This is a genomic window from Ruegeria sp. CH8, from assembly GCF_056536985.1.
Genome location: NZ_JBQFQR010000012.1, coordinates 1 through 23,814, shown reverse-complemented (window position 1 = coordinate 23,814; position 23,814 = coordinate 1). Strand labels below are relative to the sequence as shown.

General features: G+C 57.8%; 28 protein-coding genes. 16 read left to right on the top strand and 12 right to left on the bottom strand.

Translation table 11 applies throughout. The annotated features are described in order from the left end of the window. Positions 1 to 90: 90 nt before the first annotated feature. From ACR0ER_RS14380 to ACR0ER_RS14355, 6 genes are all read right to left on the bottom strand, one after another. Positions 91 to 714, bottom strand: coding sequence for a trimeric intracellular cation channel family protein (locus tag ACR0ER_RS14380; RefSeq protein ID WP_480769535.1), 624 nt, complete (start codon positions 712 to 714; stop codon positions 91 to 93). After that, the gene (gene rnhA / locus ACR0ER_RS14375) at positions 711 to 1,178 is read right to left on the bottom strand and encodes a ribonuclease HI (RefSeq protein WP_480769534.1); all 468 of its coding nucleotides are present in this window, start codon (positions 1,176 to 1,178) and stop codon (positions 711 to 713) included. Before rnhA ends, ACR0ER_RS14380 begins: the two co-directional genes overlap by 4 nt. Next, entirely contained in the window at positions 1,171 to 1,755 is a 585-nt protein-coding gene (locus ACR0ER_RS14370; protein WP_480769533.1) for a class I SAM-dependent methyltransferase, read from the bottom strand. The genes rnhA and ACR0ER_RS14370 overlap by 8 nt, the downstream gene beginning before the upstream one ends. Further along, positions 1,752 to 2,204: a DUF3429 domain-containing protein gene (locus ACR0ER_RS14365; protein WP_480769532.1), complete on the bottom strand. Its 453-nt coding sequence runs from the start codon at positions 2,202 to 2,204 to the stop codon at positions 1,752 to 1,754. Before ACR0ER_RS14365 ends, ACR0ER_RS14370 begins: the two co-directional genes overlap by 4 nt. Then, a complete protein-coding gene (gene ispH, locus ACR0ER_RS14360; RefSeq protein WP_170333729.1) occupies positions 2,201 to 3,151 on the bottom strand; it encodes a 4-hydroxy-3-methylbut-2-enyl diphosphate reductase in 951 nt (316 codons plus the stop codon). Before ispH ends, ACR0ER_RS14365 begins: the two co-directional genes overlap by 4 nt. A 193-nt stretch (positions 3,152 to 3,344) precedes the next feature. Continuing rightward, positions 3,345 to 3,920, bottom strand: a complete 576-nt coding sequence (locus ACR0ER_RS14355; protein WP_058283597.1) for a LabA-like NYN domain-containing protein — start codon at positions 3,918 to 3,920, stop codon at positions 3,345 to 3,347. Positions 3,921 to 4,062: 142 nt separating this feature from the next. On the opposite strand from ACR0ER_RS14355, the gene folK reads away from it, so the two are divergent. The 10 genes from folK to ACR0ER_RS14305 all read left to right on the top strand — a co-directional run bounded on the left by folK (position 4,063) and on the right by ACR0ER_RS14305 (position 11,832). Next, positions 4,063 to 4,632, top strand: a complete 570-nt coding sequence (gene folK, locus ACR0ER_RS14350) for a 2-amino-4-hydroxy-6-hydroxymethyldihydropteridine diphosphokinase (protein ID WP_480769531.1) — start codon at positions 4,063 to 4,065, stop codon at positions 4,630 to 4,632. 94 nt (positions 4,633 to 4,726) lie between these two features. Further along, positions 4,727 to 5,080, top strand: coding sequence for a DNA-directed RNA polymerase subunit omega (gene rpoZ, locus ACR0ER_RS14345; RefSeq protein WP_170333724.1), 354 nt, complete (start codon positions 4,727 to 4,729; stop codon positions 5,078 to 5,080). A 26-nt stretch (positions 5,081 to 5,106) separates the two neighbouring features. After that, positions 5,107 to 7,239: a RelA/SpoT family protein gene (locus ACR0ER_RS14340; protein WP_480769530.1), complete on the top strand. Its 2,133-nt coding sequence runs from the start codon at positions 5,107 to 5,109 to the stop codon at positions 7,237 to 7,239. 16 nt (positions 7,240 to 7,255) lie between these two features. Next, a complete protein-coding gene (locus tag ACR0ER_RS14335) occupies positions 7,256 to 7,954 on the top strand; it encodes a DUF2062 domain-containing protein (protein WP_170333721.1) in 699 nt (232 codons plus the stop codon). Further along, positions 7,947 to 8,693, top strand: coding sequence for a pyridoxine 5'-phosphate synthase (locus ACR0ER_RS14330; RefSeq protein WP_480769529.1), 747 nt, complete (start codon positions 7,947 to 7,949; stop codon positions 8,691 to 8,693). Before ACR0ER_RS14335 ends, ACR0ER_RS14330 begins: the two co-directional genes overlap by 8 nt. After that, entirely contained in the window at positions 8,690 to 9,310 is a 621-nt protein-coding gene (locus ACR0ER_RS14325; RefSeq protein WP_480769528.1) for a LysE family translocator, read from the top strand. The genes ACR0ER_RS14330 and ACR0ER_RS14325 overlap by 4 nt, the downstream gene beginning before the upstream one ends. Next, the gene (acpS, locus tag ACR0ER_RS14320; RefSeq protein ID WP_170333715.1) at positions 9,307 to 9,711 is read left to right on the top strand and encodes a holo-ACP synthase; all 405 of its coding nucleotides are present in this window, start codon (positions 9,307 to 9,309) and stop codon (positions 9,709 to 9,711) included. Before ACR0ER_RS14325 ends, acpS begins: the two co-directional genes overlap by 4 nt. Positions 9,712 to 9,783: 72 nt before the next feature. Further along, positions 9,784 to 10,623: a signal peptidase I gene (lepB, locus tag ACR0ER_RS14315; protein WP_480769527.1), complete on the top strand. Its 840-nt coding sequence runs from the start codon at positions 9,784 to 9,786 to the stop codon at positions 10,621 to 10,623. Further along, positions 10,620 to 11,297, top strand: a complete 678-nt coding sequence (gene rnc / locus ACR0ER_RS14310) for a ribonuclease III (protein ID WP_480769526.1) — start codon at positions 10,620 to 10,622, stop codon at positions 11,295 to 11,297. Before lepB ends, rnc begins: the two co-directional genes overlap by 4 nt. Before the next feature lie 16 nt (positions 11,298 to 11,313). After that, positions 11,314 to 11,832, top strand: coding sequence for a GNAT family N-acetyltransferase (locus ACR0ER_RS14305; RefSeq protein WP_480769525.1), 519 nt, complete (start codon positions 11,314 to 11,316; stop codon positions 11,830 to 11,832). On the opposite strand, the gene ACR0ER_RS14300 is transcribed toward ACR0ER_RS14305, so the two are convergent. Beyond that, positions 11,829 to 13,205, bottom strand: coding sequence for a multicopper oxidase family protein (locus ACR0ER_RS14300; RefSeq protein ID WP_480769524.1), 1,377 nt, complete (start codon positions 13,203 to 13,205; stop codon positions 11,829 to 11,831). The genes ACR0ER_RS14305 and ACR0ER_RS14300 overlap by 4 nt on opposite strands. Before the next feature lie 157 nt (positions 13,206 to 13,362). Here ACR0ER_RS14300 and era point away from each other — a divergent pair, with 157 nt between their 5' ends. The 4 genes from era to recO all read left to right on the top strand — a co-directional run bounded on the left by era (position 13,363) and on the right by recO (position 16,473). After that, positions 13,363 to 14,271 (top strand): GTPase Era, encoded by a 909-nt coding sequence (era, locus tag ACR0ER_RS14295; RefSeq protein ID WP_170333705.1) that lies wholly within the window; start codon positions 13,363 to 13,365, stop codon positions 14,269 to 14,271. 55 nt (positions 14,272 to 14,326) lie between these two features. Next, on the top strand, positions 14,327 to 14,656 hold the full coding sequence (locus ACR0ER_RS14290; protein WP_480769523.1) for a DUF1491 family protein: 330 nt from the start codon (positions 14,327 to 14,329) through the stop codon (positions 14,654 to 14,656). Positions 14,657 to 14,903: 247 nt separating this feature from the next. Then, complete coding sequence (locus tag ACR0ER_RS14285) at positions 14,904 to 15,668, top strand: hypothetical protein (RefSeq protein WP_480769522.1); 765 nt, start codon at positions 14,904 to 14,906, stop codon at positions 15,666 to 15,668. Positions 15,669 to 15,747: 79 nt separating this feature from the next. Then, positions 15,748 to 16,473 carry a DNA repair protein RecO gene (gene recO, locus ACR0ER_RS14280; protein ID WP_480769521.1) on the top strand — a complete coding sequence of 242 codons (726 nt, stop codon included), beginning with the start codon at positions 15,748 to 15,750 and terminating at the stop codon, positions 16,471 to 16,473. Here the strand turns inward: recO and ACR0ER_RS14275 are convergent. From ACR0ER_RS14275 to ACR0ER_RS14265, 3 genes are all read right to left on the bottom strand, one after another. Beyond that, positions 16,457 to 16,849, bottom strand: coding sequence for an META domain-containing protein (locus ACR0ER_RS14275; protein ID WP_480769520.1), 393 nt, complete (start codon positions 16,847 to 16,849; stop codon positions 16,457 to 16,459). The two genes, recO and ACR0ER_RS14275, sit on opposite strands and share 17 nt — an antisense overlap. A 38-nt stretch (positions 16,850 to 16,887) precedes the next feature. Further along, positions 16,888 to 17,442: a hypothetical protein gene (locus ACR0ER_RS14270; protein WP_480769519.1), complete on the bottom strand. Its 555-nt coding sequence runs from the start codon at positions 17,440 to 17,442 to the stop codon at positions 16,888 to 16,890. A 160-nt stretch (positions 17,443 to 17,602) separates the two neighbouring features. After that, positions 17,603 to 19,294, bottom strand: coding sequence for an acyl-CoA dehydrogenase family protein (locus ACR0ER_RS14265; RefSeq protein ID WP_480769518.1), 1,692 nt, complete (start codon positions 19,292 to 19,294; stop codon positions 17,603 to 17,605). Positions 19,295 to 19,439: 145 nt separating this feature from the next. Here ACR0ER_RS14265 and ACR0ER_RS14260 point away from each other — a divergent pair, with 145 nt between their 5' ends. Further along, the gene (locus tag ACR0ER_RS14260) at positions 19,440 to 20,204 is read left to right on the top strand and encodes a sulfite exporter TauE/SafE family protein (RefSeq protein WP_480769517.1); all 765 of its coding nucleotides are present in this window, start codon (positions 19,440 to 19,442) and stop codon (positions 20,202 to 20,204) included. Here ACR0ER_RS14260 and ACR0ER_RS14255 read toward each other — a convergent pair. Further along, a complete protein-coding gene (locus tag ACR0ER_RS14255; RefSeq protein ID WP_480769516.1) occupies positions 20,201 to 20,752 on the bottom strand; it encodes a hypothetical protein in 552 nt (183 codons plus the stop codon). The two genes, ACR0ER_RS14260 and ACR0ER_RS14255, sit on opposite strands and share 4 nt — an antisense overlap. A gap of 27 nt (positions 20,753 to 20,779) precedes the next feature. Further along, positions 20,780 to 21,070, bottom strand: coding sequence for a hypothetical protein (locus tag ACR0ER_RS14250; RefSeq protein WP_170328304.1), 291 nt, complete (start codon positions 21,068 to 21,070; stop codon positions 20,780 to 20,782). A gap of 958 nt (positions 21,071 to 22,028) precedes the next feature. Between ACR0ER_RS14250 and ACR0ER_RS14245 the strand changes: the two genes are divergently transcribed. Continuing rightward, positions 22,029 to 23,321: a hypothetical protein gene (locus ACR0ER_RS14245; protein ID WP_170557790.1), complete on the top strand. Its 1,293-nt coding sequence runs from the start codon at positions 22,029 to 22,031 to the stop codon at positions 23,319 to 23,321. Positions 23,322 to 23,814: the final 493 nt, after the last annotated feature.

Below are 23,814 nucleotides of genomic sequence, written 5' to 3'. Positions count from 1 at the left end.
GCACTCTCCGTGATGGCTCTTGCTGAGAACGGTCACCCGTATCGTGCCACGCAGGGCACTGAACCACAAACATGCGTTTTCCTGGGTCAGTTACCGCCGGGGCGGGCGGCTTTTGTAGACAGGCAGTTGCCAGCCAAACAGCAGCGACCCGGCCCGCAAGGCCCAGCAGATCAGCGCGCAGGCGGCAAGGGCGACGAGTTCATCGAAACCAAGTCGGTCTGCCACGACGGCGGTCAGCGCCCCTGCAAAGGCACAGGAGACATACAATTCGCCCTGTTTCAGGACCAGAGGCACCTCGTTACAAACCACGTCGCGCATCAACCCGCCCAGACAACCGGTCGAGATACCCATCAGCACGACGATCACACCCGATTGGTCCAATGAGAGTGCGGCGCCCGTTCCGGCAGCCACCGCGACGGACAAGGCGAAACTGTCCAGCCAGACCAGCCAGTTATAGCGGCTTTCGACCAGGTGCGCGGTGAAGAACACCAGAACTGCCGCGGCGACCGCGATGAGGATATAGTCGGGCTGACCGACCCAGAAGATTGGATCTCGATTCAGCAGCAGGTCCCGCACCGTGCCGCCGCCCACCGCTGTCAGGCAGGCGATGAAGGCAAACCCGACAAGATCCAGCTGCGCCCGGCTGGCCACCAATGCGCCGGTCAGGGCAAATACCAGAACCGAGGCATAGTCCAGCAGGGCAAGCCCGCTCACGTCTGCGCCTTTTTCGGCTTGAACGGGGCCATGCCTGCGCGGGCGAGCTCGTCGGCTTTTTCGTTTTCGGGATGGCCTGCGTGGCCTTTCACCCATTCCCAAGTCACATCATGGCGGGACTGCGCCTCATCCAGCCGCTGCCACAGATCGACATTCTTGACTGGTTTCTTGTTCGAAGTTTTCCAGCCGTTCCGCTTCCACCCGAAAATCCAGCCGGTGACGCCGTTTTTTACATAGGCGCTGTCGGTAACGACAGTGATCTTCGAGGCTCGTTCCAGCGTTTCCAGCGCGCTGATCGCGGCCAGAAGTTCCATGCGGTTGTTGGTGGTCTCGGCGTCGCCGCCCTTCAACTCGCGCTCTTTCAGGACTTTGTCGCCGTCGACCGCGCGCAACAGCACGCCCCAGCCTCCGGGGCCGGGATTGCCGGAACAGGCGCCGTCGGTATAGGCAAACAGCTCAGGCATGGGCCAGTACCAGAATGAACCCGTCATAGGACCCAGCCAGACCGGTACCCATGCCCGTGGTGATCCGGTCGATGGTGAAACCAGCCTGATCCAGCGCCTCTTCGATCTCGGTCTGCGAGAAATAAGTGTAGCGGCGGTCCAGATCGTCGCGGTGTTCGCCCGTGCCCAGTTTCAGGCCGAGGAAAAAAATGCCCTCGGGTTTCAGCGCCCGGTGAATCGCCGCCAGATGGCGGGGGAAATCCGCGCGCGGGGCATGCAGAAGGGAAAAGCTGCAATAGATGCCGTCATACTCGGCCTCTTCGGTCACATCGTCAAACGTGCCCAGATACGCATCGACGCCGTTTTCGCGGGCATGTTCGACAAAGGCCGGGGTTGCGTCCAGCGCCCGAACGGTCAGCCCCTCACGCATGAAAAATCCACTGTCCGACCCGGGGCCTGCACCCAGATCCAGAATGCGGCCCGAGCCAACGGCCTCGGCAAAGGCCGTGCGGGCTTCGATCTGCTCCGGGGGCAGGGGAACCTGAAGGTAGTCCGCCACGCGGGTCGTATAGGCGTCGATGGTTCGTTTGTCGGTCACAGGTAAACTCCCACGGCAAGGCAGGCCAGTACGATGGCGGTCAGCGTCACACGCAGCCGCAACCACCAGGTTGGGGACAGGCGCCAATAGGCAAAGAGGGCGTCCAGAACCAGCACACCGGCAAACCCGTACATCAGATTTGTGCCAGCGCTGACCGGGCCGCCGCCGGTTTTGAAGAAAGCCCACAGCGCAGGCAGAATCGACAGCAAATAGCAGGTCGCCGCCTTGCCGCCCGAGGTCTTGGTGGCGAACCCCCACAGGACCCCGGACATGAAGCTGAGGATCACCGAGCCGTAGAACAACTGGACGTAGGGGCCCACCATGCGCGATCCGAAGGTTTGCGTGCCCCAAGCATGTAGATCGTCATTCAGATAGGTCAGCGCCCCCCAGACGAACGGGATTAGTCCGGCCAGCCCCAGGAACAGCGGGGCTCTTGGAATGCCGCTCATGCGGGTTGCCTCAGAACGCGGGGGACTTTGAACTCGACGTTCTCGACGGCGGTTTCGACCAGCTCGACGGTCACGTCGAAATGATCCCGGAACGCGTCAATCACCTCATTGACCAGTACTTCTGGGGCTGAAGCGCCAGCGGTTATCGCGACGGATGAGATTCCTTCCAACGCCCGCCAGTCGATATCAGTCGCGCGTTGCACCAGCTGCGCATAGTTGCATCCGGCGCGCGAGGCGACCTCGACCAGACGGCGCGAGTTCGACGAGTTCGGCGCACCGACCACCAGCAGAGCATCCGATTTCGGCGCGACGGCCTTCACGGCCTCCTGCCGATTGGTGGTGGCGTAGCAGATGTCTTCCTTATGCGGACCGACTATGGCCGGGAATCGGGCCTCGAGCGCGGCAACGATATCCTTGGTGTCATCCACCGACAGAGTGGTCTGGGTGACATAGGCCAGCTTGTCCGGGTTGCGCACCTGCACGGAGGCCACATCTTCGACGGTTTCGACCAGAAGAACCTCGCCGTCGGGTAGCTGGCCCATCGTGCCGACCGTCTCTGGGTGGCCCTTGTGACCGATCATGATCATTTGCAGTCCGGCGTCGGCGTGGCGCTGGGCCTCGACATGCACCTTTGAGACCAGCGGGCAGGTGGCGTCGACATAAATCATTTCGCGCTGGGCGGCCGTCGCGGGCACGGATTTCGGCACGCCGTGGGCCGAGAAGATCACTGGCCGGTCATCGGGGCATTCGTCCAGTTCTTCGACAAACACGGCACCCTGCGCGCGCAGCCCGTCGACGACGAATTTGTTGTGCACGATCTCATGGCGCACATAGACCGGCGCGCCCCATTTCTGCAGCGCCATTTCGACGATCTTGATCGCCCGGTCCACACCGGCGCAAAAGCCACGCGGAGCGGCAAGGTAAAGGGTCAACGGGGGCTTGGTCATGTCGCGGTCTCCATAGGCCACAGGTAAGTCTTTTCCCTGCCTTGGTCCAGACGCCACATTGTCATTTACCTGACATGAATCGGTGCTAGTCAGGGTTCGTTTTCAGCACCTGTTCTTAGTTAAAAATGCGCGGTCAGGTTTTTATACCTGACCGCGCCTGTTTCTTCCCCCGGTTTGGTGAGTGGTCGGGGTTTTACTGTCCGCCGGCAGCGGCAACGCTGCGCGGCTCCATTGGCATTTCACGCGGAGGCCGTCCGATCACGTCGCGCAGGTCTTCCAGTTCGATGAAGTTGTCGGCCTGACGGCGCAACTCGTCCGAGATCATCGGCGGCTGGCTGCGGATGGTCGAGACGACCGACACGCGCACGCCCTGACGCTGCAAGCTTGCAATCAGCGGGCGGAAATCCCCATCGCCCGAGAACAGCACAATATGATCGACGCGCGGGGCCAGTTCCATGGCATCAACGGTCAGTTCGATGTCCATGTTTCCTTTGACTTTCCGACGCCCCATGCTGTCGGTGTACTCTTTTGCCGGTTTCGTCACCATGGTGAAGCCGTTGTAATGCAGCCAGTCAACCAAGGGACGGATCGGCGAATACTCGTCGTTTTCAAGCAGCGCTGTGTAGTAGAAGGCACGAAGCATTTTGCCGCGGCGCATGAACTCCTGGCGCAGCAATTTGTAGTCGATGTCAAACCCCAGTGCTTTTGCGGCCGCATAAAGATTCGAGCCGTCGATGAACAGCGCTAGCCGTTCGTCTTTATAAAACATAAATAGATCCTTCCGGTACAAACCAGCAGCGCCGGGTGGTAGGTGAGTGAGCTAGGTATAAAAATCGACGCGCTGATGCGCCTATAATTAGGGCATTTAGTGTGTATCGCAAGTATGCAATTCGCCGAATAAAGGGAGTCTAATGAGCAATTGTACGTCAGAAGCGGTGATTGCGCTGGGTGGAAATCTCAGTTTGAGAGAGTCAGGACCCAAGGTGACACTTGAAAGGGGAATTGACGCGTTTTTGCGTCATGGGGTGGTGATTCGCTCTGTCAGCCGCTTTTTTGAAACCCCGTGTTTCCCTCCTGGCGCAGGGCCGGACTACGTGAATGCGGCCGTCCTGGTTGAGACGGACAAGACCCCGGGCGAGCTGTTGCAGGTGTTGCATGAAGTCGAGCATGAATTCGGTCGTGAGAGGATTCAGCGGTGGGGGATGCGGACGCTGGATCTTGACTTGGTTTGTTTTGACGATCTGGTTCTGCCGGATCGCACCGAATATGATAAATGGCTGGCTTTGCCGCCAGAGGCGCAGACGCAACAGGCTCCGGATCAACTGATCCTGCCGCATCCGCGCGTGCAGGATCGGGCGTTCGTTCTGGTTCCGATGGCGGATGTGGCCCCTGACTGGCACCATCCCGTGCTCGGGCGGACCGTTACCGAGATGCTTGCAGCGCTACCTGCAGAAGATATTGCGGCGGTGACCCCCCTGTGAATGATGCATTTGCGGCATTTCTTGCTTGTCAAGGCGGGGATTCGCGCTTAGATAAACGTCTTCCTGACATGGATTCAGTAACGGAGAGCGCCCAATGGCCCGCGTGACGGTTGAAGATTGCGTAGACAAGGTTCCAAACCGGTTTGAACTGGTGATGCTTGCCGCCCATCGTGCGCGCGAGATTTCCGCCGGTGCGTCGATCACCGTTGATCGTGACAACGACAAGAATCCTGTCGTGTCCCTGCGCGAGATTGCCGACGAAACTCAGAGCGCCGACGAGCTGCGCGAGCGCCTGATCGAGGCCAACCAGACCCAGATCGAGGTCGACGAGCCGGAAGAAGATCAGATGGCTCTGCTCATGGGCGCCGAATCGGACAAGCCTGCCGATGACGACATGTCGGAAGAGAAGCTGCTGCGCGCTCTGATGGAGGCTCAAGGCCAGGGGTAATCCCCAAAGACGAAGGTGCGGACCGGATGATTTCTGCTGACGACCTGATTGCGCTGGTCCGCAACTACAACCCCAAGACAAATGCTGACCGTATCACCCGGGCCTATGAGTTCGGAAAAGAGATGCACGAGGGTCAGTTCCGCCATTCCGGCGAGCCCTATTTCACTCATCCTGTTGCCGTTGCCGCCATCCTGACCGAACAGCGTCTGGATGATGCGACCATTATCACAGCGCTGCTGCACGACACGATCGAAGACACCAAAGCCAATTACGGCAAGGTGGCCGAGCTGTTTGGCGATGAGGTTGCCAAGCTGGTCGATGGTGTGACCAAGTTGACCAATCTTCAACTCTCCAGCCGTGAGACAAAGCAGGCCGAGAACTTCCGCAAGCTGTTCATGGCTATGTCCAAGGACCTTCGGGTTATTCTGGTCAAGCTGGCTGACCGCCTGCACAACATGCGCACGATCAAGGCAATGCGGCCTGAAAAGCAGATCGTCAAAGCCCGCGAGACGATGGATATCTACGCGCCGCTTGCAGGCCGGATGGGTATGCAGTGGATGCGCGAAGAACTGGAAGACCTCGCGTTCCGTGTTCTGAACCCCGAAGGTCGCCAGTCGATCATTCGCCGTTTCATCACTCTGCAACGCGAAACTGGCGACGTAATCCACCGCATCACCGGCGATATGCGGTACGAGCTGGAAAAAACCGGGATCGAGGCTGAAGTGTTCGGTCGCGCCAAGAAACCCTATTCAATCTGGCGCAAGATGCAGGAAAAGGATCAGGGCTTCTCGCGTTTGTCCGACATCTACGGGTTCCGTATCATCACGCAATCGGAAGAAGACTGTTACCGGACACTCGGTGCAATTCACCAGCGTTGGCGCGCGGTGCCGGGGCGGTTCAAGGACTATATTAGTCAGCCGAAATCAAATGGTTACCGCTCGATCCATACCACGGTCTCGGGCCGTGACGGTAAGCGGGTAGAAGTACAGATTCGCACCCGTCAAATGCATGACGTTGCCGAAACCGGCGTCGCGGCGCACTGGTCCTATCGTGACGGTGTCCGCTCGGAAAACCCGTTCGCTGTCGATCCGGCAAAGTGGATTGCAAACCTGACCGAGCAATTCGACAGCGAGGATGACCACGAGGATTTCCTTGAGGCTGTGAAGCTCGAAATGTATTCGGACCAGGTGTTCTGCTTCACACCCAAAGGCGACGTGGTGAAGCTGCCGCGCGGGGCGACGCCGATTGATTTTGCCTACGCCATTCACACTCGCATCGGTCATGCCTGCGTTGGCGCCAAAGTCGATGGCGTCCGCGTGCCGCTGTGGACCCGGATCAAGAACGGGCAATCTGTGGATATTATTACCGCGGACGGCCAGACTCCTCAGGTTACGTGGCTTGAAATCGCGGTGACCGGTAAGGCGAGAACCTCTATCCGTCGCGCCTTGCGTGAAGTAGACCGCGAGCGGTTTATCAAACTGGGCAAAGAGCTGGCGCGCTCCGGGTTCGAACATGTTGGCCGCAAGGCCACCGACAAGGCTCTGGATACGGCGGCCAAACACTTGCGCCTGAAAGATCGGCACGAATTGCTGGCCCGTCTCGGCAGTGCTGAACTGACGGCGCATGATGTGGTTAGCGCGGTCTATCCGGAACTGACGCAGGATGACGGCGATGCTATCTCGCCGCGCCGCGCAGTGATTGGTCTTGAGCCTGGACAAAAATTCGAGCGTGCGCCCTGCTGTCAGCCGCTTCCAGGGGAACGGATCGTAGGTATCACTTATCGCGGCAGGGGGGTGGTCGTGCACGCGATCGACTGTGACCGCCTGTCCGAATACGAAAGCGAACCTGACCGCTGGGTTGATCTGCACTGGCACTCGGGCACGCACCCGGCCGTTTATGGCGTTACGCTGGATCTGACCATCGGCAATGACGCCGGGGTACTGGGGCGTATTTGCACATTGATCGGCGAGAAAAAGGCCAATATCTCGAACCTGGAATTCGTTGATCGCAAACCGGATTTTTATCGTCTGCTGATCAGTGTCGAGCTGCGCGACCTTGAACAGCTGCATTCGCTGATGCTGATGCTTGAGGCCGAAAGCGACGTTGCCGCGGTCGAACGGCATCGAGACAGGGAAAAAACCGCGGTTGCGGCTGGCTGAGAAGGGGTGATCAAGAGTGGTTTTCAAGCGCCGAGACCGACGCTCACCCATTCGGATCGCTTCGGAGTTTGTCTATCCGCGCGGCGGCTGGACTCGGGCCTTTCACTACGTCAAACACCGCATCCGGCGTCTGCCGGATTCACCTGAGCGCATCGCGCGTGGTGTCGGAGCGGGTGTGTTCACCGCCTTCACGCCGTTTTACGGATTCCACTTCGTTATCGCGGCCTTGCTTAGCCGTCTGATTAACGGCAACTTGCTGGCCTCGCTCAGCGGAACGTTTTTCGGAAACCCGCTGACCTATGTGCCCATCGGCGTCATCTGTCTGCAAACTGGGAATTTCCTGCTGGGCGACGATTTTGACGAAGGTGAAACCCACGGCCTGATGGACAGTTTTTTCAAGGCGTTAAGCGACTTGAAGAACAACTTCATGGCGATGTTCACCGACCGCGTGGCCGACTGGCGTGGCCTTGACGTGTTCTACGACGAGGTGTTCTTTCCCTATCTGATCGGGGGTATTTTACCGGGGCTTCTGGCGGGGTTTATCTGTTATTATCTCAGCCTGCCGGTGGTCCGGACCTACCAGCAGCGCCGCCGCGCCCGGATCAAGGCAAAATTCGATGAAATCAAACGGTTGGCGGAAGCCGAACCTACCGTTCCCGTAGCTAACCCTGTAGGCTCGGACCGAAACCCGGAAAAGGAAACAAGCGATGTCTGACAATCACCTTCGTCTGGGTGTGAATATCGACCACGTTGCAACTGTGCGCAACGCTCGCGGCGGCGCTTATCCGGACCCACTGCGCGCGGCTAAACTGGCGGAAGAGGCCGGGGCAGACGGCATCACCGCCCATTTGCGCGAAGACCGCCGCCACATCTCGGACGCCGATATCGACGGGTTGATGGATGTTCTGTCGGTGCCGCTGAATTTTGAGATGGCCGCCACGCCCGAAATGCAGCGGATCGCCCTGCGCCACAAACCACATGCGGTCTGCATCGTGCCCGAAAAACGCGAGGAACGTACCACCGAAGGCGGGCTTGAGGTCGCGCGCGAGGAAAACAAACTGGCTCATTACATCGCGCCCTTGCGCGAGGCAGGTTGCCGCGTGTCCATCTTTATCGCCGCCGACCAGCGCCAGATCGAGGCCGCGCACCGCATCGGTGCCGAAGTGATCGAACTGCACACCGGTGCCTATTGCGACGCTCACGCCGAAGGCCGCCTGGACGAGGCCGCGCGTGAGCTTGAAAGCTTGCGTGAAATGTCTGCCTTCGCACATTCTCTCGGGCTAGAGGTTCACGCGGGCCATGGTCTGACCTATGACACGGTGCAGCCTGTTGCGGCCTTCCCCGAGGTGCGCGAGTTGAACATCGGCCACTTCCTGATCGGCGAGTCGATCTTTCTCGGGCTGACCCCAGCTATTGCCGAGATGCGGCGGCTGATGGATGAGGCGCGGTCATGATTGACCTCACATCCCTTGCGGTTTCGGCCATGGCTTTTTTTATCGTCGCCGTGTCGCCCGGTCCTGCAAACATCTCAAACGCTGCTGTTGCTATGAGTTTTGGCCGAAAAACCAGCCTCATATATGGGGCCGGGTTGTCCTGCGGGCTCGTGTTTTGGGGTTTGGTTGCGGCTAGCGGAATGGGCGCCGTACTTCAGGGCTCGGTTTATGTCTTGATGGCGCTGAAAGTACTCGGAGGTCTTTATCTGCTTTGGCTGGCGTGGCAGTCGGGGCGCTCCGCGGCACAATCGGAAGCAGACAAAATGGCGTTGCCAGACAAAGGGCGCTGGTTCTGGCGTGGGCTGGTTCTGAACCTGTCTAATCCCAAATCGGTCATTGCATGGATGGCAGCCTTGTCTGTGGGGCTGGGCCCGGACGATGGCGTGGTATCTGTTGCCGCAGCGACACTTGTTTGCATGGCGGCAGGGTTTGCAAACAATGCGCTCTATTCAATTGTATTTTCGGTCAGTGGAATGATGGCCGGATACCGTCGGTTTCGGCGCTGGATCGATGGTTTTGTCGCGGGTTTGTTTACTCTTGCGGGGCTGGGGCTGATTAAATCGGCGTTTTCAAGATGATCCTCGGCATCGGCACAGATCTCGCAAATATCGACCGCATCCAAGGCACTCTTGATCGGTTCGGCGACCGGTTTCGCAATCGCGTCTTCACAGAGACCGAGCAGAGCAAGGCTGAACGCCGCGCCGATACTGCGGGAACCTATGCCAAGCGCTGGGCCGCGAAAGAGGCGTGCTCCAAGGCGCTGGGAACCGGGCTGCGCATGGGTATCGCGTGGAAGGATATGGCGGTCACCAATCTGCGCACCGGCCAGCCCGTCATGCACGTCACCGGTTGGGCCGCCGAACGTCTGAAAGAGATGACACCCGAAGGGCACGAAGCGATCATCCACGTCACTTTGACCGATGACCACCCTTGGGCGCAGGCCTTTGTGGTGATCGAAGCGCGACCGCTTCAAGATTAGGCCACGTAGCCTTGACTTGCCCCCCTCGGCCCCGCATGTAGCACCCCAACAATGCAAGGACCGGAGAGCAGTATGGCCGAGGACGTCAAAACCGGAAATCCCGTGTGGGAGACGATCAAAACCATCGTCTACGCCCTGCTGATCGCAGGCGTTTTCCGCACCTTGTTCTTTCAGCCGTTCTGGATTCCCTCGGGCTCGATGAAACAGACCCTGCTGATCGGGGATTTCCTGTTCGTCAATAAAATGGCCTACGGTTATTCCTATGCGTCCTGCCCCAGCCTGATTATTCCCAGCGTCGGTCTGAACATCGATGCCGAAGATATCTGCGGCTGGATGCAGGGAGACGACAATTCGCGCATCCTGGGCGGAGAACCCGAGCGCGGCGACGTTATCGTCTTTCGCCATCCCGTCACGGGGCGTGATTACATCAAACGCCTGATTGGTTTGCCTGGTGACCGCATTCAGATCCGCGAGGGTCAGATCATACTGAACGGTACTCCGGTATCCCAGCAACCCGACGGTGTCTTTACAGAAACCGCCGCGCCGCAAGGCCCGCAGGGCCTGCGCCCCCGTTGTGAAAACGGTCCAGTGGGGATTGGTGGGGTGTGCGAGAAATCACGCCTGATCGAGACCTTGCCCAATGGCGTTTCTTACGACGTGTTGAATATCGGAAATCAAGCGTCCGATAATACCGGTATCTATACCGTGCCCGAAGGCCATTACTTTTTTATGGGTGATAACCGAGACAATTCCAGCGACAGCCGTCTGCCGCAATCCGCTGGCGGAGTGGGCTATGTGCCCTATGAAAACCTGATCGGTCGGGCCGACCGGATCATGTTCTCGTCTGCAGGTCGGTCGATGCTGTTTTTCTGGACATGGCGCGGAGATCGGTTCTTCAAGGCGGTCAATTGAAGCTCTCGGCCGATATCAAAGCGTTCCAGCAGCGTTTGGGGTATGAATTCGCCAACCCCGAGCTTTTGGTGCGCGCGTTAACGCATGGGTCCGTCTCGTCGGCCACCCGACCCGACAACCAGCGGCTCGAGTTTCTGGGCGACCGGGTTCTGGGCCTTGTCATGGCCACCGCGCTGCTTGAGGCAGACAAAAAGGCTTCGGAAGGTCAGCTGGCGCCACGGTTTAACGCGCTGGTTCGGAAAGAAGCCTGTGCAGATGTTGCCCGTCAGATTGATCTGGGCGCGGTTCTGAAACTGGGCCGGTCCGAGATGCTGTCCGGTGGCCGTCGCAAACAGGCCCTGCTGGGCGACGCGATGGAGGCAGTGATCGCGGCTGTTTATCGCGATGCCGGGTTTGAAGCTGCGCGTGATGTAATTCTGGCGCTTTGGGGCGACCGCATCCATACGGTCGAGGCTGATGCCCGCGATGCAAAAACCTCACTGCAGGAGTGGGCGCAGGCACGCGGACAGAAACCGCCCAGCTATGTCGAAGTTAAGCGCAGCGGCCCGGACCACGCACCCGTCTTCACCATCGCCGCCCGCTTGCAGGACGGGACCGAGGCGCAGGCAACAGCAGGATCAAAGCGTCAGGCCGAACAGGCCGCAGCCAAGGCTCTGCTGGAGCAGTTGAAGTGAGCCATGGGCTCACGCAATGAGGATCCGACCTGCAGCGAAAACGGACGCGGCCGCTCTTGCGGCTTTGTCGATTGAGGTCTGGGTTGGCACTTATCTGCGGCGCGGGGTGAATTCCTTCTTCGGTGAATTTGTTTTGTCGGAATTCACACAGGGCAAGTTTGAGGCCATTATTGACGCCGGAAACGATCTTATGGTGGTCTCGGAAAATCAGGATGGGATCGACGGATTTATTCGGATGGCCGACGGGCGAGACGCACCTGTTGATGGGCTGTCCGATCTGGAGATTGTCACGTTCTACGTTCAGCCAAGCCATCACGGGAAGGGGATCGGTTCAGCCTTGTTGAACGTTGCGACCGACTATTGTCGGGGCAAAGGCCGGAACTCGATCTGGCTCACGACCAATTCCGAGAACAAACCCGCGATTGATTTCTACATCGCAAAAGGGTTCCAGCAGGTCGGCACAACGGATTTCCGGATCGCGGATCAATGCTATCCGAACCATGTCTTGTCTCTGGACGTCCCAGCCCAGGTCTAAGTCACCCGAATAAATCCGGTCAGCCCCGTTTTCTGATGCTCAATCACATGACAATGAAAGGCCCAATCGCCGGGATTGTCCGCGACCAGAGCAATCTCGACTACCTCGTCTTTCAAAAGAAGCATTGTGTCAGTCATCAACGGAGGCAGGGTCCGAAGGTTCGACTTTAGCGGCACAAATGCCAACCCATGCAGGTGGATCGGATGCAGGTTCGGAGATTCATTGCGCAGACGCAGCACATAGCTCTTTCCCATCTGCAACGTTGCCAGTGGTCCTACGCCTTGCGCGGCATCTCCGGGCCACGATTTGCGGTTGATAGACCAGAAGTTATAGCCCAGAGACCCACAGAAACCGTTAGTTGGCTCACCTCCTTCGGGTGTCCAGCCAAAGACAAATTCGTGCAGTTCGGCGTTTGCCAGATCCGGTTTGGTCACCGGATTTTCCGGCAGGGGACGCAATTCGCGCAGATCGCGCCCGGCAGAGCGACCAACCGCCCGCAACTGCGTCATGGCTCGATGCGGCTGACCGGGCAGCTTTGCCATAAGTTCAACGGTCTGACCTTCGCCTGAAGGCATCTGTATGGCAAAGTCCACCCGTTGACCCGGACCAACCAATAGCGGGTCTTCTGCTGTTGGCATTGGAAGGTTAATGCCGGTCGGATGCCCATCCCAGGCAATGATCCGTGCTGTAGCCCCATTCACGTGCAGCTTGTAGATACGTGTCGTGTCGGTGTTCACCACCCGAAGACGCACCAACCCGCCCGAGAAATGGTCGTACACTGGGGCGTCCAGCCAGTTGGCGGTCTGAACATTTCCAAAGGTCCCTGCACGAGCCGCTCCGCGCGCTGTATAGGCAGGTAGGAACTGATCCTGCTCATCCAGCCGGAAATCGCGAAGATTGATCACCTGTTCACTGTCGAAACCGGGGTCTTCCGCTTCGGCAATCACCATCACACCGGTCAGGCCATGGGCCATTTGCTCCATCGTCATGCAATGGGGGTGATACCAATAGGTACCCGCGTCCGGAGGCGTGAACTCATAGTTGAAAACCTCATTGGGCCCGATCGGCATTTGCGTCAAATAGGGAACCCCATCCATCCCGTTGGGAATACGCAACCCGTGCCAGTGCATCGCAGTGTAGTCAGACAAGGTGTTGCGCACTGGCAGGCGCATCATTTCGCACTGTTTGCCGTACAAGACCGGGGGCGGTGCATCCGGCGAAAGGCTGACCATGCCATTTGTCACCTGATCACGTAGGGCGAAGCTGGCGGGTTGTATGGCCAGTTCCTGTGTACCTGCTTCGAGCCCAAACGCACCTAGACCCAGCGCTCCAGCGGCGGCACCGCTGCCCAGCAGAAACTCACGACGTTTCATTGTTGCCTCATATGATTGAAGATTGCCTGGCTGGGGTTGGCGCGGCGTGTCACGGTCTTGCCATCGAAACAGCATGGCTGCAATGCGACAAATCCCTCTGGCCCAAAGGGTCTTTCTGCTATAGGGGTGCGCACTTGCAAACAGGATCGCAGGACACATGACCACACGCGCCGGATTTATCGCCCTGATCGGAGAGCCCAACGCAGGCAAATCCACCCTTTTGAACCGCATGGTCGGGGCTAAGGTCTCGATCGTAACGCATAAGGTGCAAACCACGCGCGCCCGCATCCGCGGCGTCGCGATGGAGGGCGATGCGCAATTGGTCTTCGTGGACACGCCCGGCTTGTTCAAGCCGCGCCGTCGACTGGATCGCGCGATGGTCGCTGCCGCGTGGGGTGGCGCAGCGGATGCCGATGTGGTGGTTCTTATGGTCGAAGCGCATCGCGGCATCACCGAAGGCGTTGAGCGCATCCTTGAAGGTCTGGAAGAGATCGGGCAGGGCCGCACCATCGCACTGGCGATCAACAAGATCGACAAGGTGCCCAGCGAGAAGCTGCTGGCCCTGACCAGCGACCTGAATGCGCGCTATCCATTTGCCGAGACGTTTATGATTTCCGCTGAAAAGGGTTATGGCGTCGATGACCTGCGCGCGTGGCTTGCGGCGGAACTTCCCGAAGGGCCTTGGCTCTACCCCGAGGATCAGATCGCGGATCTGCCCCTGCGCATGATCGCGGCCGAGATGACGCGCGAGAAGCTGACCCTGCGTTTGCATCAGGAACTGCCCTACCAACTGACCGTTGAGACCGAGAACTGGGAAGAGCGCAAGGATGGCTCGGCCAAGATCGATCAGGTCATCTATGTCATGCGTGACGGCCATAAGGGCATCGTTCTGGGTAAACGTGGTGAGACGATCAAGGCCGTCAGTCAGGCCGCGCGGGCCGAGTTAGAAGAGTTCCTTGACCGCAAGATCCACCTGTTCCTGCAAGTCAAAGTCCGGCCCAATTGGTTGGAAGAATCCGAGCGGTACTCGGAAATGGGGCTGGATTTCAAAGACGGCAACGCATGACACGGGTCAAGAATTTTCGTCGAAAATTCTTACGCCGGGTGGGTAGGGCGGTTCAATGACACGTCTGACGGCAGAGTTCTGGGTGCATGCCTATCTGGCACGGCTTAGATTTCAGGAAATACCGGCCTTTGTAGTCGCCCATGGCGATGACACAGCCGGCGCGGTTCTGGTGAAGCTGAACACTCTGGACGGCCAGTCAGCCGCGTTCCAGCGCAGTTTTGATCTGATGAGCGGAGAACGCAAATGGGTCGAGCTTTCCAGCGGCCCCGAGGGTGATGTCGACGCTGCCATCACCAAACAGCGCAGCTTTGATCCGGACCTTTGGGTGATTGAGGTTGAGGATCGGCAAGGGCGTCATCTGCTGGGGGAAGAGGGGCTCGAATAATTCCCTTGTGGTCTGTCGAAGACAGTCAAACATTCTATTTTCATTGTGCGTTCTGTAGAAGATGCAGAACTGCTATTTGAGACTGTGCCCTGTTTTCAAAAGGTTGGAGCGGATGAGAACTTTCCAGTCAACGTTATACGTGAGTGCGTTGTTTTTGAGCATGTCCGCGACCGTATCTTCTGCGCAGCCCAGGGTGGGATGGGTCTATCAACTTGACGGGCTCGCAGCTTTTCAAGGCGATGCGAGCTTGGATGATGGAGGAGAGTTTTCGGCCAATCGCGCCTTCTTGCGCGCGACAGCGCTGTACAATCTGGAAGAAGGAACCTCGGTTGGGCTGTCGACCAGTTTTGGTAGGTTCGACTACAATTTCAGTGAAGCCGAAAATCAACCTTGGGAAGACATTCGTGACATTCGGTTTTCCGTGCCCGTTCGATTTCGCGTAGGCAATAACGCTACCGTTTTTGTGTCTCCGCAAGTGCGCTGGGATTATCAGAGCGGGGCTTCGACTTCGGACGGCCGGACCTATGGAGTGTTCGCAGGTGTCGCATGGAAGTTGAATGAGCGGTTGACGATTGGTCCTGCGTTTGGTGCCTTTTCCCGGTTGGAGGATAGCGATGCCGAGGTTTTCCCGGCGCTGTTGGTCGATTGGGACATTAATGACCGCTGGAACCTGAACACGGGCTCGGGCATTGGGGCGACGCAGGGCCCTGGATTAACGCTTAGTTACGCACTGAGCGAGGAAATGAGCCTGTCGCTTGCCGCACGATCTGAACGGATAAGGTTCCGCCTGGATGGGGATGGGCTGGCACCTGACGGGGTTGGTGAAGACAAAAGCATCCCCGTTGTTCTGGCCTTTGGCTATGCCCCGAATCCCGGCGTGTCTTTGAATGTTTTCGCCGGCGCTGAACTGGACGGGCGTCTGACGCTGGACGACCGGAATGGCAATGAGCTCAGCCGCCAGGAATATGATACAGCACCCCTGGTTGGATTCGTATTTCGGCTTCGGTTCTGACTGGTCCTGTTCCCGCTTGCGTAATGCAGCCGCCTGCGGTCTGTTGTGGCGACACCGGGACGCAACATAAGGCGGATTTTTGGACTGGCGCGATCATGGTATACTTCTGACCTCTCGCCGCCATGGTGAGACGGCGGCGATCATCGAGGTCTTTACCGAAGGCCACGGTCGCCATGCCGGTGTCGTGCGCGGGGGAACCAGTCGTAAGATCGCTCCGGTCCTGCAGCCTGGTGCGCAGTTGGATGTGCTCTGGCGCGCGAGGCTTGAGGAGCATATCGGGACGTTTCAGGTCGAACCCCTGCGGTCGCGGGCAGCGGCGGCATTTTCGGGGCGGTTGGCGCTGGCCGGGTTGAACGCGGTGGTGTCGTTGCTGTCGTTCTGCCTGCCCGAACGTGAACCGCATCCGGCGATCTACAAGCAGACCGAGCAACTGATGGACCTATTGGGGCAGGACGAAATTTGGCCGCTGGCCTATTTGCGCTGGGAACTGGCGCTGCTTGAGGAATTGGGCTTCGGTCTGGACTTGTCCGCCTGTGCGGTGACCGGTGTGACCGAGGGGCTGATCTATGTCTCGCCCAAGACTGGCCGGGCCGTCAGCGCCCAAGGCGCGGGGGAGTGGGCGGACAAGCTGTTGCCGCTACCGCCCTGTTTGCGTGGCGAAGGGGCGGCACCAGATGCCGAAACTGCCGATGCCCTAAAGACGACCGGGTATTTTCTGGAACACCGGGTCGCGCCGTCGCTGGGCCATCATCCGCTGCCCGAGGCGCGAGCGCGGTTTGTGGATCAGTTCACTCGACGGCTGTGAACACCATCTCGTGCCCATCCTCGTTACGCAGGATCAGCACATCCCCTGACACTTCGGATTGGGTCATGGCCATCAGCGCGGCGAAGTAGAAGCCCTCGGCCTCAAGCCCGGCACAGGCGGCACGCGTGGCGACCAGATCCGCGATTTCAAACCACGGGTAGGGCGCGTTCAGGGTGCCGCTGTAGCTGTTGCAGGGGGCGTTGCCTTCAATCTTTCCTTCCACAGGAAAGCGCAGCAGGGCGCTGGCCTCGAACGGTTGCCCGTCAATCTCTTGCAAGGCCCACGTCTGATCTGCAGCGCCGTAGGCGGCAACTGTTTCGTCCTTTTCACATTGAAACAGGGCGAGCAGGGGCAAGGTCAGGATCAGGCGTGTCATGGGGCGGTATTAGCTCAGCAGGAGTGTCGACGGAACCTTTAGTAGGGGAGTTCTCCGCTGATTAGCTCTTCCCGAACGTCCAGACGGGGGCGCCAGTTGTACTTGGTATCCTCTCGCACGGGGGCCCATGTGAGCGCACCGCTTGCGCGCCACGGATCAAGGATGATCCCGTCATACATCGAATCTCCATTGGCGCTGATCAGGGCCGAGTGATGGATAATCCGGAACTGCGTCGGCGGGGACGTGGCCCAGTGCAGGTCCAGCGTACGGAAGTTTTCCTGCCGCAGGCGCGTCGTCATCGCTTGCGCCCAGTCGTTGCACAGGCCCTTTTCCCGAAACCCGTTGATAACCTTGGCGTTGTGAATGATGGCCGTGTCAGTAACGTTCCAGTCCTGCTTCAACTGCTGCGAATACGTGTAGGCGATTGTCGCGGCCTTTTGCGCCTCGACCGGGTCGACTTTTGGGTCGAGGGACTGAATGGCCTGTGCCAGATCGTTGATATCGTTCTGCGTGGCAGTCGGCTGTGTCTTGGTGCAGCCGCCGATTGCGAGAGCTGCAAGGACCGCCCAAAGTGCGAAAAGTCTTCTGGTCATTCCGGATGCCATTCTTTTTGAAGCGCAGGGTGCTGTAACCGGGTTCGTGCCTGAGATCAAAGGGGAAGTTCGCACATAGGCGGATCACAACTGGCACGTAACAGAAAAAGACCCGGCGCAAAGGCCGGGTCAGTCGGGGAAACAGGAATGCCGAGAAAGGTCAGCCCAGCAGACGCCGAGCGATAACCTGTGCCTGAATTTCGGCAGCCCCTTCGAAAATGTTCAGAATGCGCGCGTCGCACAGGACGCGGCTGATCTTGTATTCCAGTGCAAAGCCGTTGCCGCCGTGAATCTGCAGACCGTTATCAGCAGCCGCCCATGCGACGCGCGCGCCCAACAGCTTGGCCATGCCGGCCTCAAGGTCGCAACGCTGGCCGTGATCCTTTTCCCAGGCCGAGAAATAGGTCAGCTGACGCGCGATCATGATCTCAACCGCCATCATCGCCAGCTTGCCGGACACACGGGGGAAGTTGATCAGCGACTTGCCGAACTGCTTGCGGTCCTGTGCGTATTGCATGGCGATATCCAGCGCGCTTTGCGCCACGCCGATGGCGCGGGCCGCGGTCTGGATGCGGGCGGATTCGAAGGTCTCCATCAGTTGTTTGAAGCCTTTGCCCTCTTCGCCGCCCAGAAGGTTCTCGCCTTTGACCTTGAAGCCGTCAAAGCCCAGTTCGTATTCCTTCATGCCGCGATAACCCAGAACTTCGATCTCGCCACCGGTCATGCCGGGGGTGGGGAAGGGGTTCTCATCCGTGCCCGGCGCTTTTTCGGCCAAGAACATGGACAGGCCACGGTGGTCTGTGGTGTCCGGGTTGGTGCGAGCCAGCAGGGTCATCACATGGGTTCGCGCCGCGTGGGTGATCCAGGTCTTGTTGCCGGTGATTTCGTAATCACCGTCCGCATTCTTGACCGCGCGGGTGCGCAGGCTGCCAAGATCGGATCCGGTGTTGGGCTCAGTGAACACGGCCGTCGGTAGAATTTCAGCGCTGGCCAGTTTCGGCAACCAGTTGGCTTTCTGGTCGTCGGTGCCACCCGCGATGATCAGCTCAGCCGCGATCTCGGAGCGGGTGCCCAGAGAGCCGACACCGATATAGCCGCGCGACAACTCTTCGGAGACCACGCACATCGAGGCTTTGGACAGACCAAAGCCACCGAATTCTTCAGGGATGGTCAGGCCGAATACGCCCATCTCGGCCAGTTCCTCGATGATCTCAATCGGGATCAGTTCGTCTTTGAGGTGCCAGTCATGCGCGTTCGGTTCGACCTTTTCTTGCGCATAGCGGCGGAACTGGTCGCGGATCATTTCAAGCTCTTCATCCAGACCCGAGGCGCCGAACATGGTCGCGCCGGCCTGATCCTCCATCAGGGCCACCAAACGCGTGCGGGCGGTCTGCGAGTTTGCCTGCGCCATCAGGGTTTGAATTTCGGTCGATTGGAATCCCGACAGCGCGTCCCAACCAAGGCCCATGTCCTGCAAGCGCACGACCTCGCCCTGGTTCATCGGGATGCCGCCTGCGACCTGATGCAGGTATTCACCAAAGGCGATCTGGTGCAGCAGTTGTTCCATTTCGCCGAACTTGCCATCTGCCTCCAGCGCGTCGGCCCAGCGTTGCATCTGTTGCAGAGACTGATTGTATGTCGCCAGCCAAGCCAGGCCATGCGCGGCGGTCTGGTTCGCTTCGATCAGCGCGCCAGAGACCCGGCCATCCGCGGTGACCATCTCACGAACTGCGTCGCGGGCGCGTTCAAACACGGTTTCGACCGCAGGCAGCGCGGCACGGGTCAGCGTCAGAAGCTCGGGCAAAACAGCGGATGTTGTCATCTGGGTCATATCCTGTCCGTCATGGGCCATGAATCAGGTCCTTCTCTGGTGTCGTCCGGTCATATCATGCTGCACGTGCAGCGCAACAAAAATACGTGAACTGCGGCTAAAAAGTTCGAAAATTGCTTTGACGATTTTGCAGTGCAGCGCCGGTCAAGAGTGATATCAGGGGCGTATGACGCTGTTTTCTCTGCTTACTCCGCAAGACCTGTTGCTAGCCCTCGTCGTTGCCTTTGTGGCGGGGTGGGTCAAAGGCATGGTTGGGTTTGCCATGCCGATGGTTCTGGTGTCCGGGCTTAGTATGTTCCTGCCGCCCGATCTGGCGATTGCGGGGCTGATCCTACCGACGCTGGTGACCAATAGCGTCCAGGCCCTGCGTGAAGGGGTGCCTGCCGCCGTCTCGGCTATCAAGCAATTCCGGGTCTTTCTGGTGGTGGGGCTTGTGTTCCTGCTGCTGGGGGCTCAACTGGTTAGCGCCGTGCCTGCCCGGACCTTCTTGCTGATGATCGGCATTCCGGTCACGTTTTTCGCGCTGATACAGGTGCTGGGGGTGCAACCGTCGCTTGGTAAACCGTCTGCACGGATCGAGGTCGGGATCGGCGCGGTTGCCGGGTTTGTCGGCGGGATGTCGGGTATCTGGGGGCCGCCGACTGTTGCCTACCTGACTGCGTTGAACACGCCCAAAGCAGTGCAGATGCGTGTGCAAGGTGTGATTTACGGTTTGGGGGCAGTGGCGCTGATGCTGGCGCATCTGGGATCGGGCATCCTGCGGGCCGAAACGGTGCCGTTTTCGGCGATCCTGGTCCTGCCGGCGCTGGTGGGGATGCGGATCGGGCTGGGACTGCAGTCGCGTATCGATCAAGCGGTGTTTCGCAAGGTTACACTGCTGGTGCTGCTGGTTGCGGGCGTGAACCTGTTGCGGCGTGGGTTGCTCGGTTAACTGCGCCTGTCGGCAAGCCGAAAGGTGTAATAAAGCCCCAGCATCAGGAAAAAGAGGCCTGAGATGTCGCCGATCAGAAAGGCGACGTATTCCACACGCGCGCTTCCGAATGCCAGATTGGTCAGGCCTGAGACAAGGAAAGACGTGATGATCCCGACCCCCATGACACAAGACCAGCAGGGTTTGCGATCTGGTCGGGGGAACAGGTCCCAACCGATCCATTTGCAAAGGTAGAAAACGGCCGGCACTGTGGTGACGGCAATGAACATCGCCAATAATCGGCTTGGCAGGAACACATCACTGCCGCCTAGGACGGCAAACACAATAAAGACCCCTGGTAGCAACGCGAAAATCGCCCGCCAGCCCAAGAGCCACGCTGAAAGAACCCGCACTCCATGTGGCAGGAACAGCAAACTGGCTTTGCTTGGATATTCCGGAAAGAACACATTCTGAAGCGGCATCAACACCTGAAATGTAAGGTACGATGCCACCACGTATGCCAATGAGGCCCAGAATGTGTCAGTCGCCCACCTGCGCACGTCGATCATCAGCTACCTGTGCGCAGATTCAAGGCGTCACTTGGGGGCATGAACGATATACCGGCCCCGGTTGGCGCTGCCGCTTTGCGACAGGTAACCTTTTTGCACCAACGATTTCAGTGCACGGAAAAAGGTCGGGCGCGAAACGCTTTGAACGAGTGTGTGCTCGATCAGGCCAAAAGTGCGCACTTCTTCGTCGGATTTGGACAGCTCTTCGGCCGCATAGTAAATATCGCGCTCAACCGGAGATAGTTGTTCAAGCCCCAGTGTACGCTCCATGCTTTGCATCAGCTTGCGCAATTCGGTCAGTTTCGAGATTTCGGTCATAGTCTACCCATCGCTTCCAGTGCCGTCAGCCGCATGTCCGCGACGGAAATCGACATACTGAGTGGAGTGAATTCAGCATGTCTCATCTTGACACTTGTTCCCTTTGTAATACATTACTTATTTGATTAGGTTGCTCATTCTGCTGATGTGATCGTCTGCTCGAGCTGCCCCAAGGTCTTTTCAAGTTCAGTCCGGTGCAGAATTGCGCCGGACTTTTTGTCATAATGACGTCATCAAATACCCCATGAATCGGCCTCGGGCAACGCATTTGTAACCGAGCTGTGCCCAATACAACCTTGAGGTGATCCTGTCGCGGTGAGGCACCCGAAAAGAAAAGGGGGCGAAACCCAAGGCCTTGTAGCTAAATGTTGACGATATCCCACCCAGCGGCTAGCCTGCTGGGTGTTTTCGTTGAATATTAAGGGGATGTTGTTTGCCTAACTTGTCGGACCTCTCGCAAAAAGCTGCGAGGCAGGAGCGATATCGCCTACCTCGGCTTGTTGGCGGCTATTCAGTCAATTTTTGTCGCAACCCAGTTTGCGAAATGTTCGGCGTTCTACCCGACCGCAGGGATGGTCGAGGTCGACGCTCCCAACCAGGTTCGAACATCGGACGAGGCCGCGTAATCGGTTCTGGTGATGAGCGAACCTTTGTTTGCCCCGCTTGCGACCGATCCAGCATCGTAAAATCCAACAAGGCTATTTTCGAAGAGTATGCGAGACTGTCTCGACTGCATAGGAGAACAAAACGTGAAAGTTGTCCAAGTGTTGCATGTATCAATCATGGGGCGACAATTTCACTTATGCCTAGCCGCTACAGAAAGTTTGGCAAGACCGCAAAGGGCGACCCGAGGTTTCAATGTAAAGCTTGCAAGAAAACCTTCTCTTTGGGTAAGTCAAGCAGACGTCATTTCCGCAGCGATCTGAATGGGAAAGTTCTGAGGAGTATTGTTAATGGAATGACGATCTCTGCGATTTGCCGGACACTGGATGTCCAGCCGGCAGAAGTTTACCGCAAGATCGACTTTATTCATGTGCAGTGCCAAGCCTTTGCTGCCGAACGAGAAAGGCTGTTACCAAGTGCCATTGCGGGTCAATCACCCTACTTCGCCACTGATACGCAAATTCTTCAGGTAAATTGGCCGGACAGGGGAGTTCGAAAGGCTGTTGAAGTTCGCCATATCTGCACTGTCGCGCGTGACAGTAATTACGTGGTCGCCTCTACAACAGATGTAGATCCCGACGTTCAGCCAGCGGCAATTGAAAAGGTCATGGAAATTGTAGGTGACCTAGAAAAGCCCCGCTCAATGAGAGAAAATGCGAGGGTCTGGTTTGCGACCGAATACTTAAAAAATCTGCGTGATAAGCATGATGCTTTGAACAAGTCCCGAGGCGGGACGGAGAAGGGAGCCTTCACGGCATCCGAGGAAGATGTGAAGCTTCTGGAGAAAGCAGCAAGGGTAAGACAGGACGCAGCTGAATTCGCCCATATCATGCTGGTCAAGAAAAAGCTGGGGAGCAAGTATGCAAAGTTGAATTTTTCAACTGACCGTGATGCTGGCCTTTCTGCTGCATACGCAGCTGTATTTGCAAATGAAGTAAAGGCCAAGCGTGTCAGAATTGCGGATATCGCAATTACGAAATATCTGGTGACGGACCAGCGAAAGGCGTTGGTCGCAGAAGGAAACAAGGAATACAGCAGACTTCAGAGAGCTCTTGATCGCTCAAACGTCGTTCTGGGTACAGGCGATCCGGTGTCACCCAGGAAGCAAGACGGTGTCATGGAAGTTTTAGTGCGCTCCTTATTGCAGCAACGCCCGCCAGAGGACTATCTGCACGAATTGATGAATTATTTCGGCGAACGAGAAAGCAGGGATGAGGGGCTGCTATATCCGTTCCATTTCATCAATGAACCTGAGAAGCGCGTAATCTTCAAAACGAACCCAAATGACTTGAACTATACTCAAATTGCCCAGTTCGCTGTGAGGTCCGGGACTCATCCCGTTGATATGTATCATGCGCGGGCCAGAACGAAGATCATGGGTTTTGAACGCGGTCTGGTATCTTCTGGACGCGGTCGGCTCTGGTACTATAAGCAATATTACAACCCCGTCATGGTTTCGAAAATGGTCGATATTCTGAGGTTTGCCCACAACTATACGAACCTGATGAACAAAGCTAAGGATACACCAGCCATGAAGATTGGGCTCGCCAAGGGTTTTGTTTATGAGCGAGACCTATTTGCGTTTTAACACGTCAAGCGACCCAGTGTTCTAAGTAGCGAAATGCCAAAAACTTCGATTGGGTTATCGCGACTGGTATCCACAAACTGACCGCCCTGATGGCTTTCAACTGTTTACAGAACTCTGAAACGGCACCAGAGCTGACCTTCGCTGCACGGTCCACGAATTGGAAAGACGCGGACAAAGTTGCCATAGGCTCAATGGTTGTTGAGGACCGGTCTCAGCCCAAAGCGGACCTTCATCACTAAGCTTTGCAATCTCTGAGATGCGGGACGAAGCTGACTTTTCAGGTCCGGCTATGCGTTCCTTTCCTAGCAATAAATTTCGTAGTCTCTATCATGCTGGTTTTGCCCCACTGTCGAAGGAAACAACATGTTGCGTTCAATGCTTATCCCCGCAGTTCTCTTTGCGCCTCATTGTCTGACTGCTGCAGAGAAAGTGTCGGCAACGAACTTCTATGTCGTCAACCAAGAGCAAATTTCCGCGGGCGAGGACGTGTTCT

Coding starts and splice junctions, on each gene's coding strand:
- rnhA (WP_480769534.1), bottom strand. CDS start 1,178: ATGCCTGAGCTGTTTGCCTATACCGACGGCGCCTGTTCCGGCAATCCC.
- ACR0ER_RS14365 (WP_480769532.1), bottom strand. CDS start 2,204: ATGAGCGGCATTCCAAGAGCCCCGCTGTTCCTGGGGCTGGCCGGACTA.
- ispH (WP_170333729.1), bottom strand. CDS start 3,151: ATGACCAAGCCCCCGTTGACCCTTTACCTTGCCGCTCCGCGTGGCTTT.
- ACR0ER_RS14355 (WP_058283597.1), bottom strand. CDS start 3,920: ATGTTTTATAAAGACGAACGGCTAGCGCTGTTCATCGACGGCTCGAAT.
- folK (WP_480769531.1), top strand. CDS start 4,063: ATGAGCAATTGTACGTCAGAAGCGGTGATTGCGCTGGGTGGAAATCTC.
- rpoZ (WP_170333724.1), top strand. CDS start 4,727: ATGGCCCGCGTGACGGTTGAAGATTGCGTAGACAAGGTTCCAAACCGG.
- ACR0ER_RS14340 (WP_480769530.1), top strand. CDS start 5,107: ATGATTTCTGCTGACGACCTGATTGCGCTGGTCCGCAACTACAACCCC.
- ACR0ER_RS14330 (WP_480769529.1), top strand. CDS start 7,947: ATGTCTGACAATCACCTTCGTCTGGGTGTGAATATCGACCACGTTGCA.
- ACR0ER_RS14325 (WP_480769528.1), top strand. CDS start 8,690: ATGATTGACCTCACATCCCTTGCGGTTTCGGCCATGGCTTTTTTTATC.
- acpS (WP_170333715.1), top strand. CDS start 9,307: ATGATCCTCGGCATCGGCACAGATCTCGCAAATATCGACCGCATCCAA.
- lepB (WP_480769527.1), top strand. CDS start 9,784: ATGGCCGAGGACGTCAAAACCGGAAATCCCGTGTGGGAGACGATCAAA.
- ACR0ER_RS14305 (WP_480769525.1), top strand. CDS start 11,314: ATGAGGATCCGACCTGCAGCGAAAACGGACGCGGCCGCTCTTGCGGCT.
- ACR0ER_RS14300 (WP_480769524.1), bottom strand. CDS start 13,205: ATGAAACGTCGTGAGTTTCTGCTGGGCAGCGGTGCCGCCGCTGGAGCG.
- era (WP_170333705.1), top strand. CDS start 13,363: ATGACCACACGCGCCGGATTTATCGCCCTGATCGGAGAGCCCAACGCA.
- ACR0ER_RS14290 (WP_480769523.1), top strand. CDS start 14,327: ATGACACGTCTGACGGCAGAGTTCTGGGTGCATGCCTATCTGGCACGG.
- ACR0ER_RS14275 (WP_480769520.1), bottom strand. CDS start 16,849: ATGACACGCCTGATCCTGACCTTGCCCCTGCTCGCCCTGTTTCAATGT.
- ACR0ER_RS14270 (WP_480769519.1), bottom strand. CDS start 17,442: ATGACCAGAAGACTTTTCGCACTTTGGGCGGTCCTTGCAGCTCTCGCA.
- ACR0ER_RS14265 (WP_480769518.1), bottom strand. CDS start 19,294: ATGGCCCATGACGGACAGGATATGACCCAGATGACAACATCCGCTGTT.
- ACR0ER_RS14260 (WP_480769517.1), top strand. CDS start 19,440: ATGACGCTGTTTTCTCTGCTTACTCCGCAAGACCTGTTGCTAGCCCTC.
- ACR0ER_RS14255 (WP_480769516.1), bottom strand. CDS start 20,752: ATGATCGACGTGCGCAGGTGGGCGACTGACACATTCTGGGCCTCATTG.
- ACR0ER_RS14250 (WP_170328304.1), bottom strand. CDS start 21,070: ATGACCGAAATCTCGAAACTGACCGAATTGCGCAAGCTGATGCAAAGC.
- ACR0ER_RS14245 (WP_170557790.1), top strand. CDS start 22,029: ATGACGATCTCTGCGATTTGCCGGACACTGGATGTCCAGCCGGCAGAA.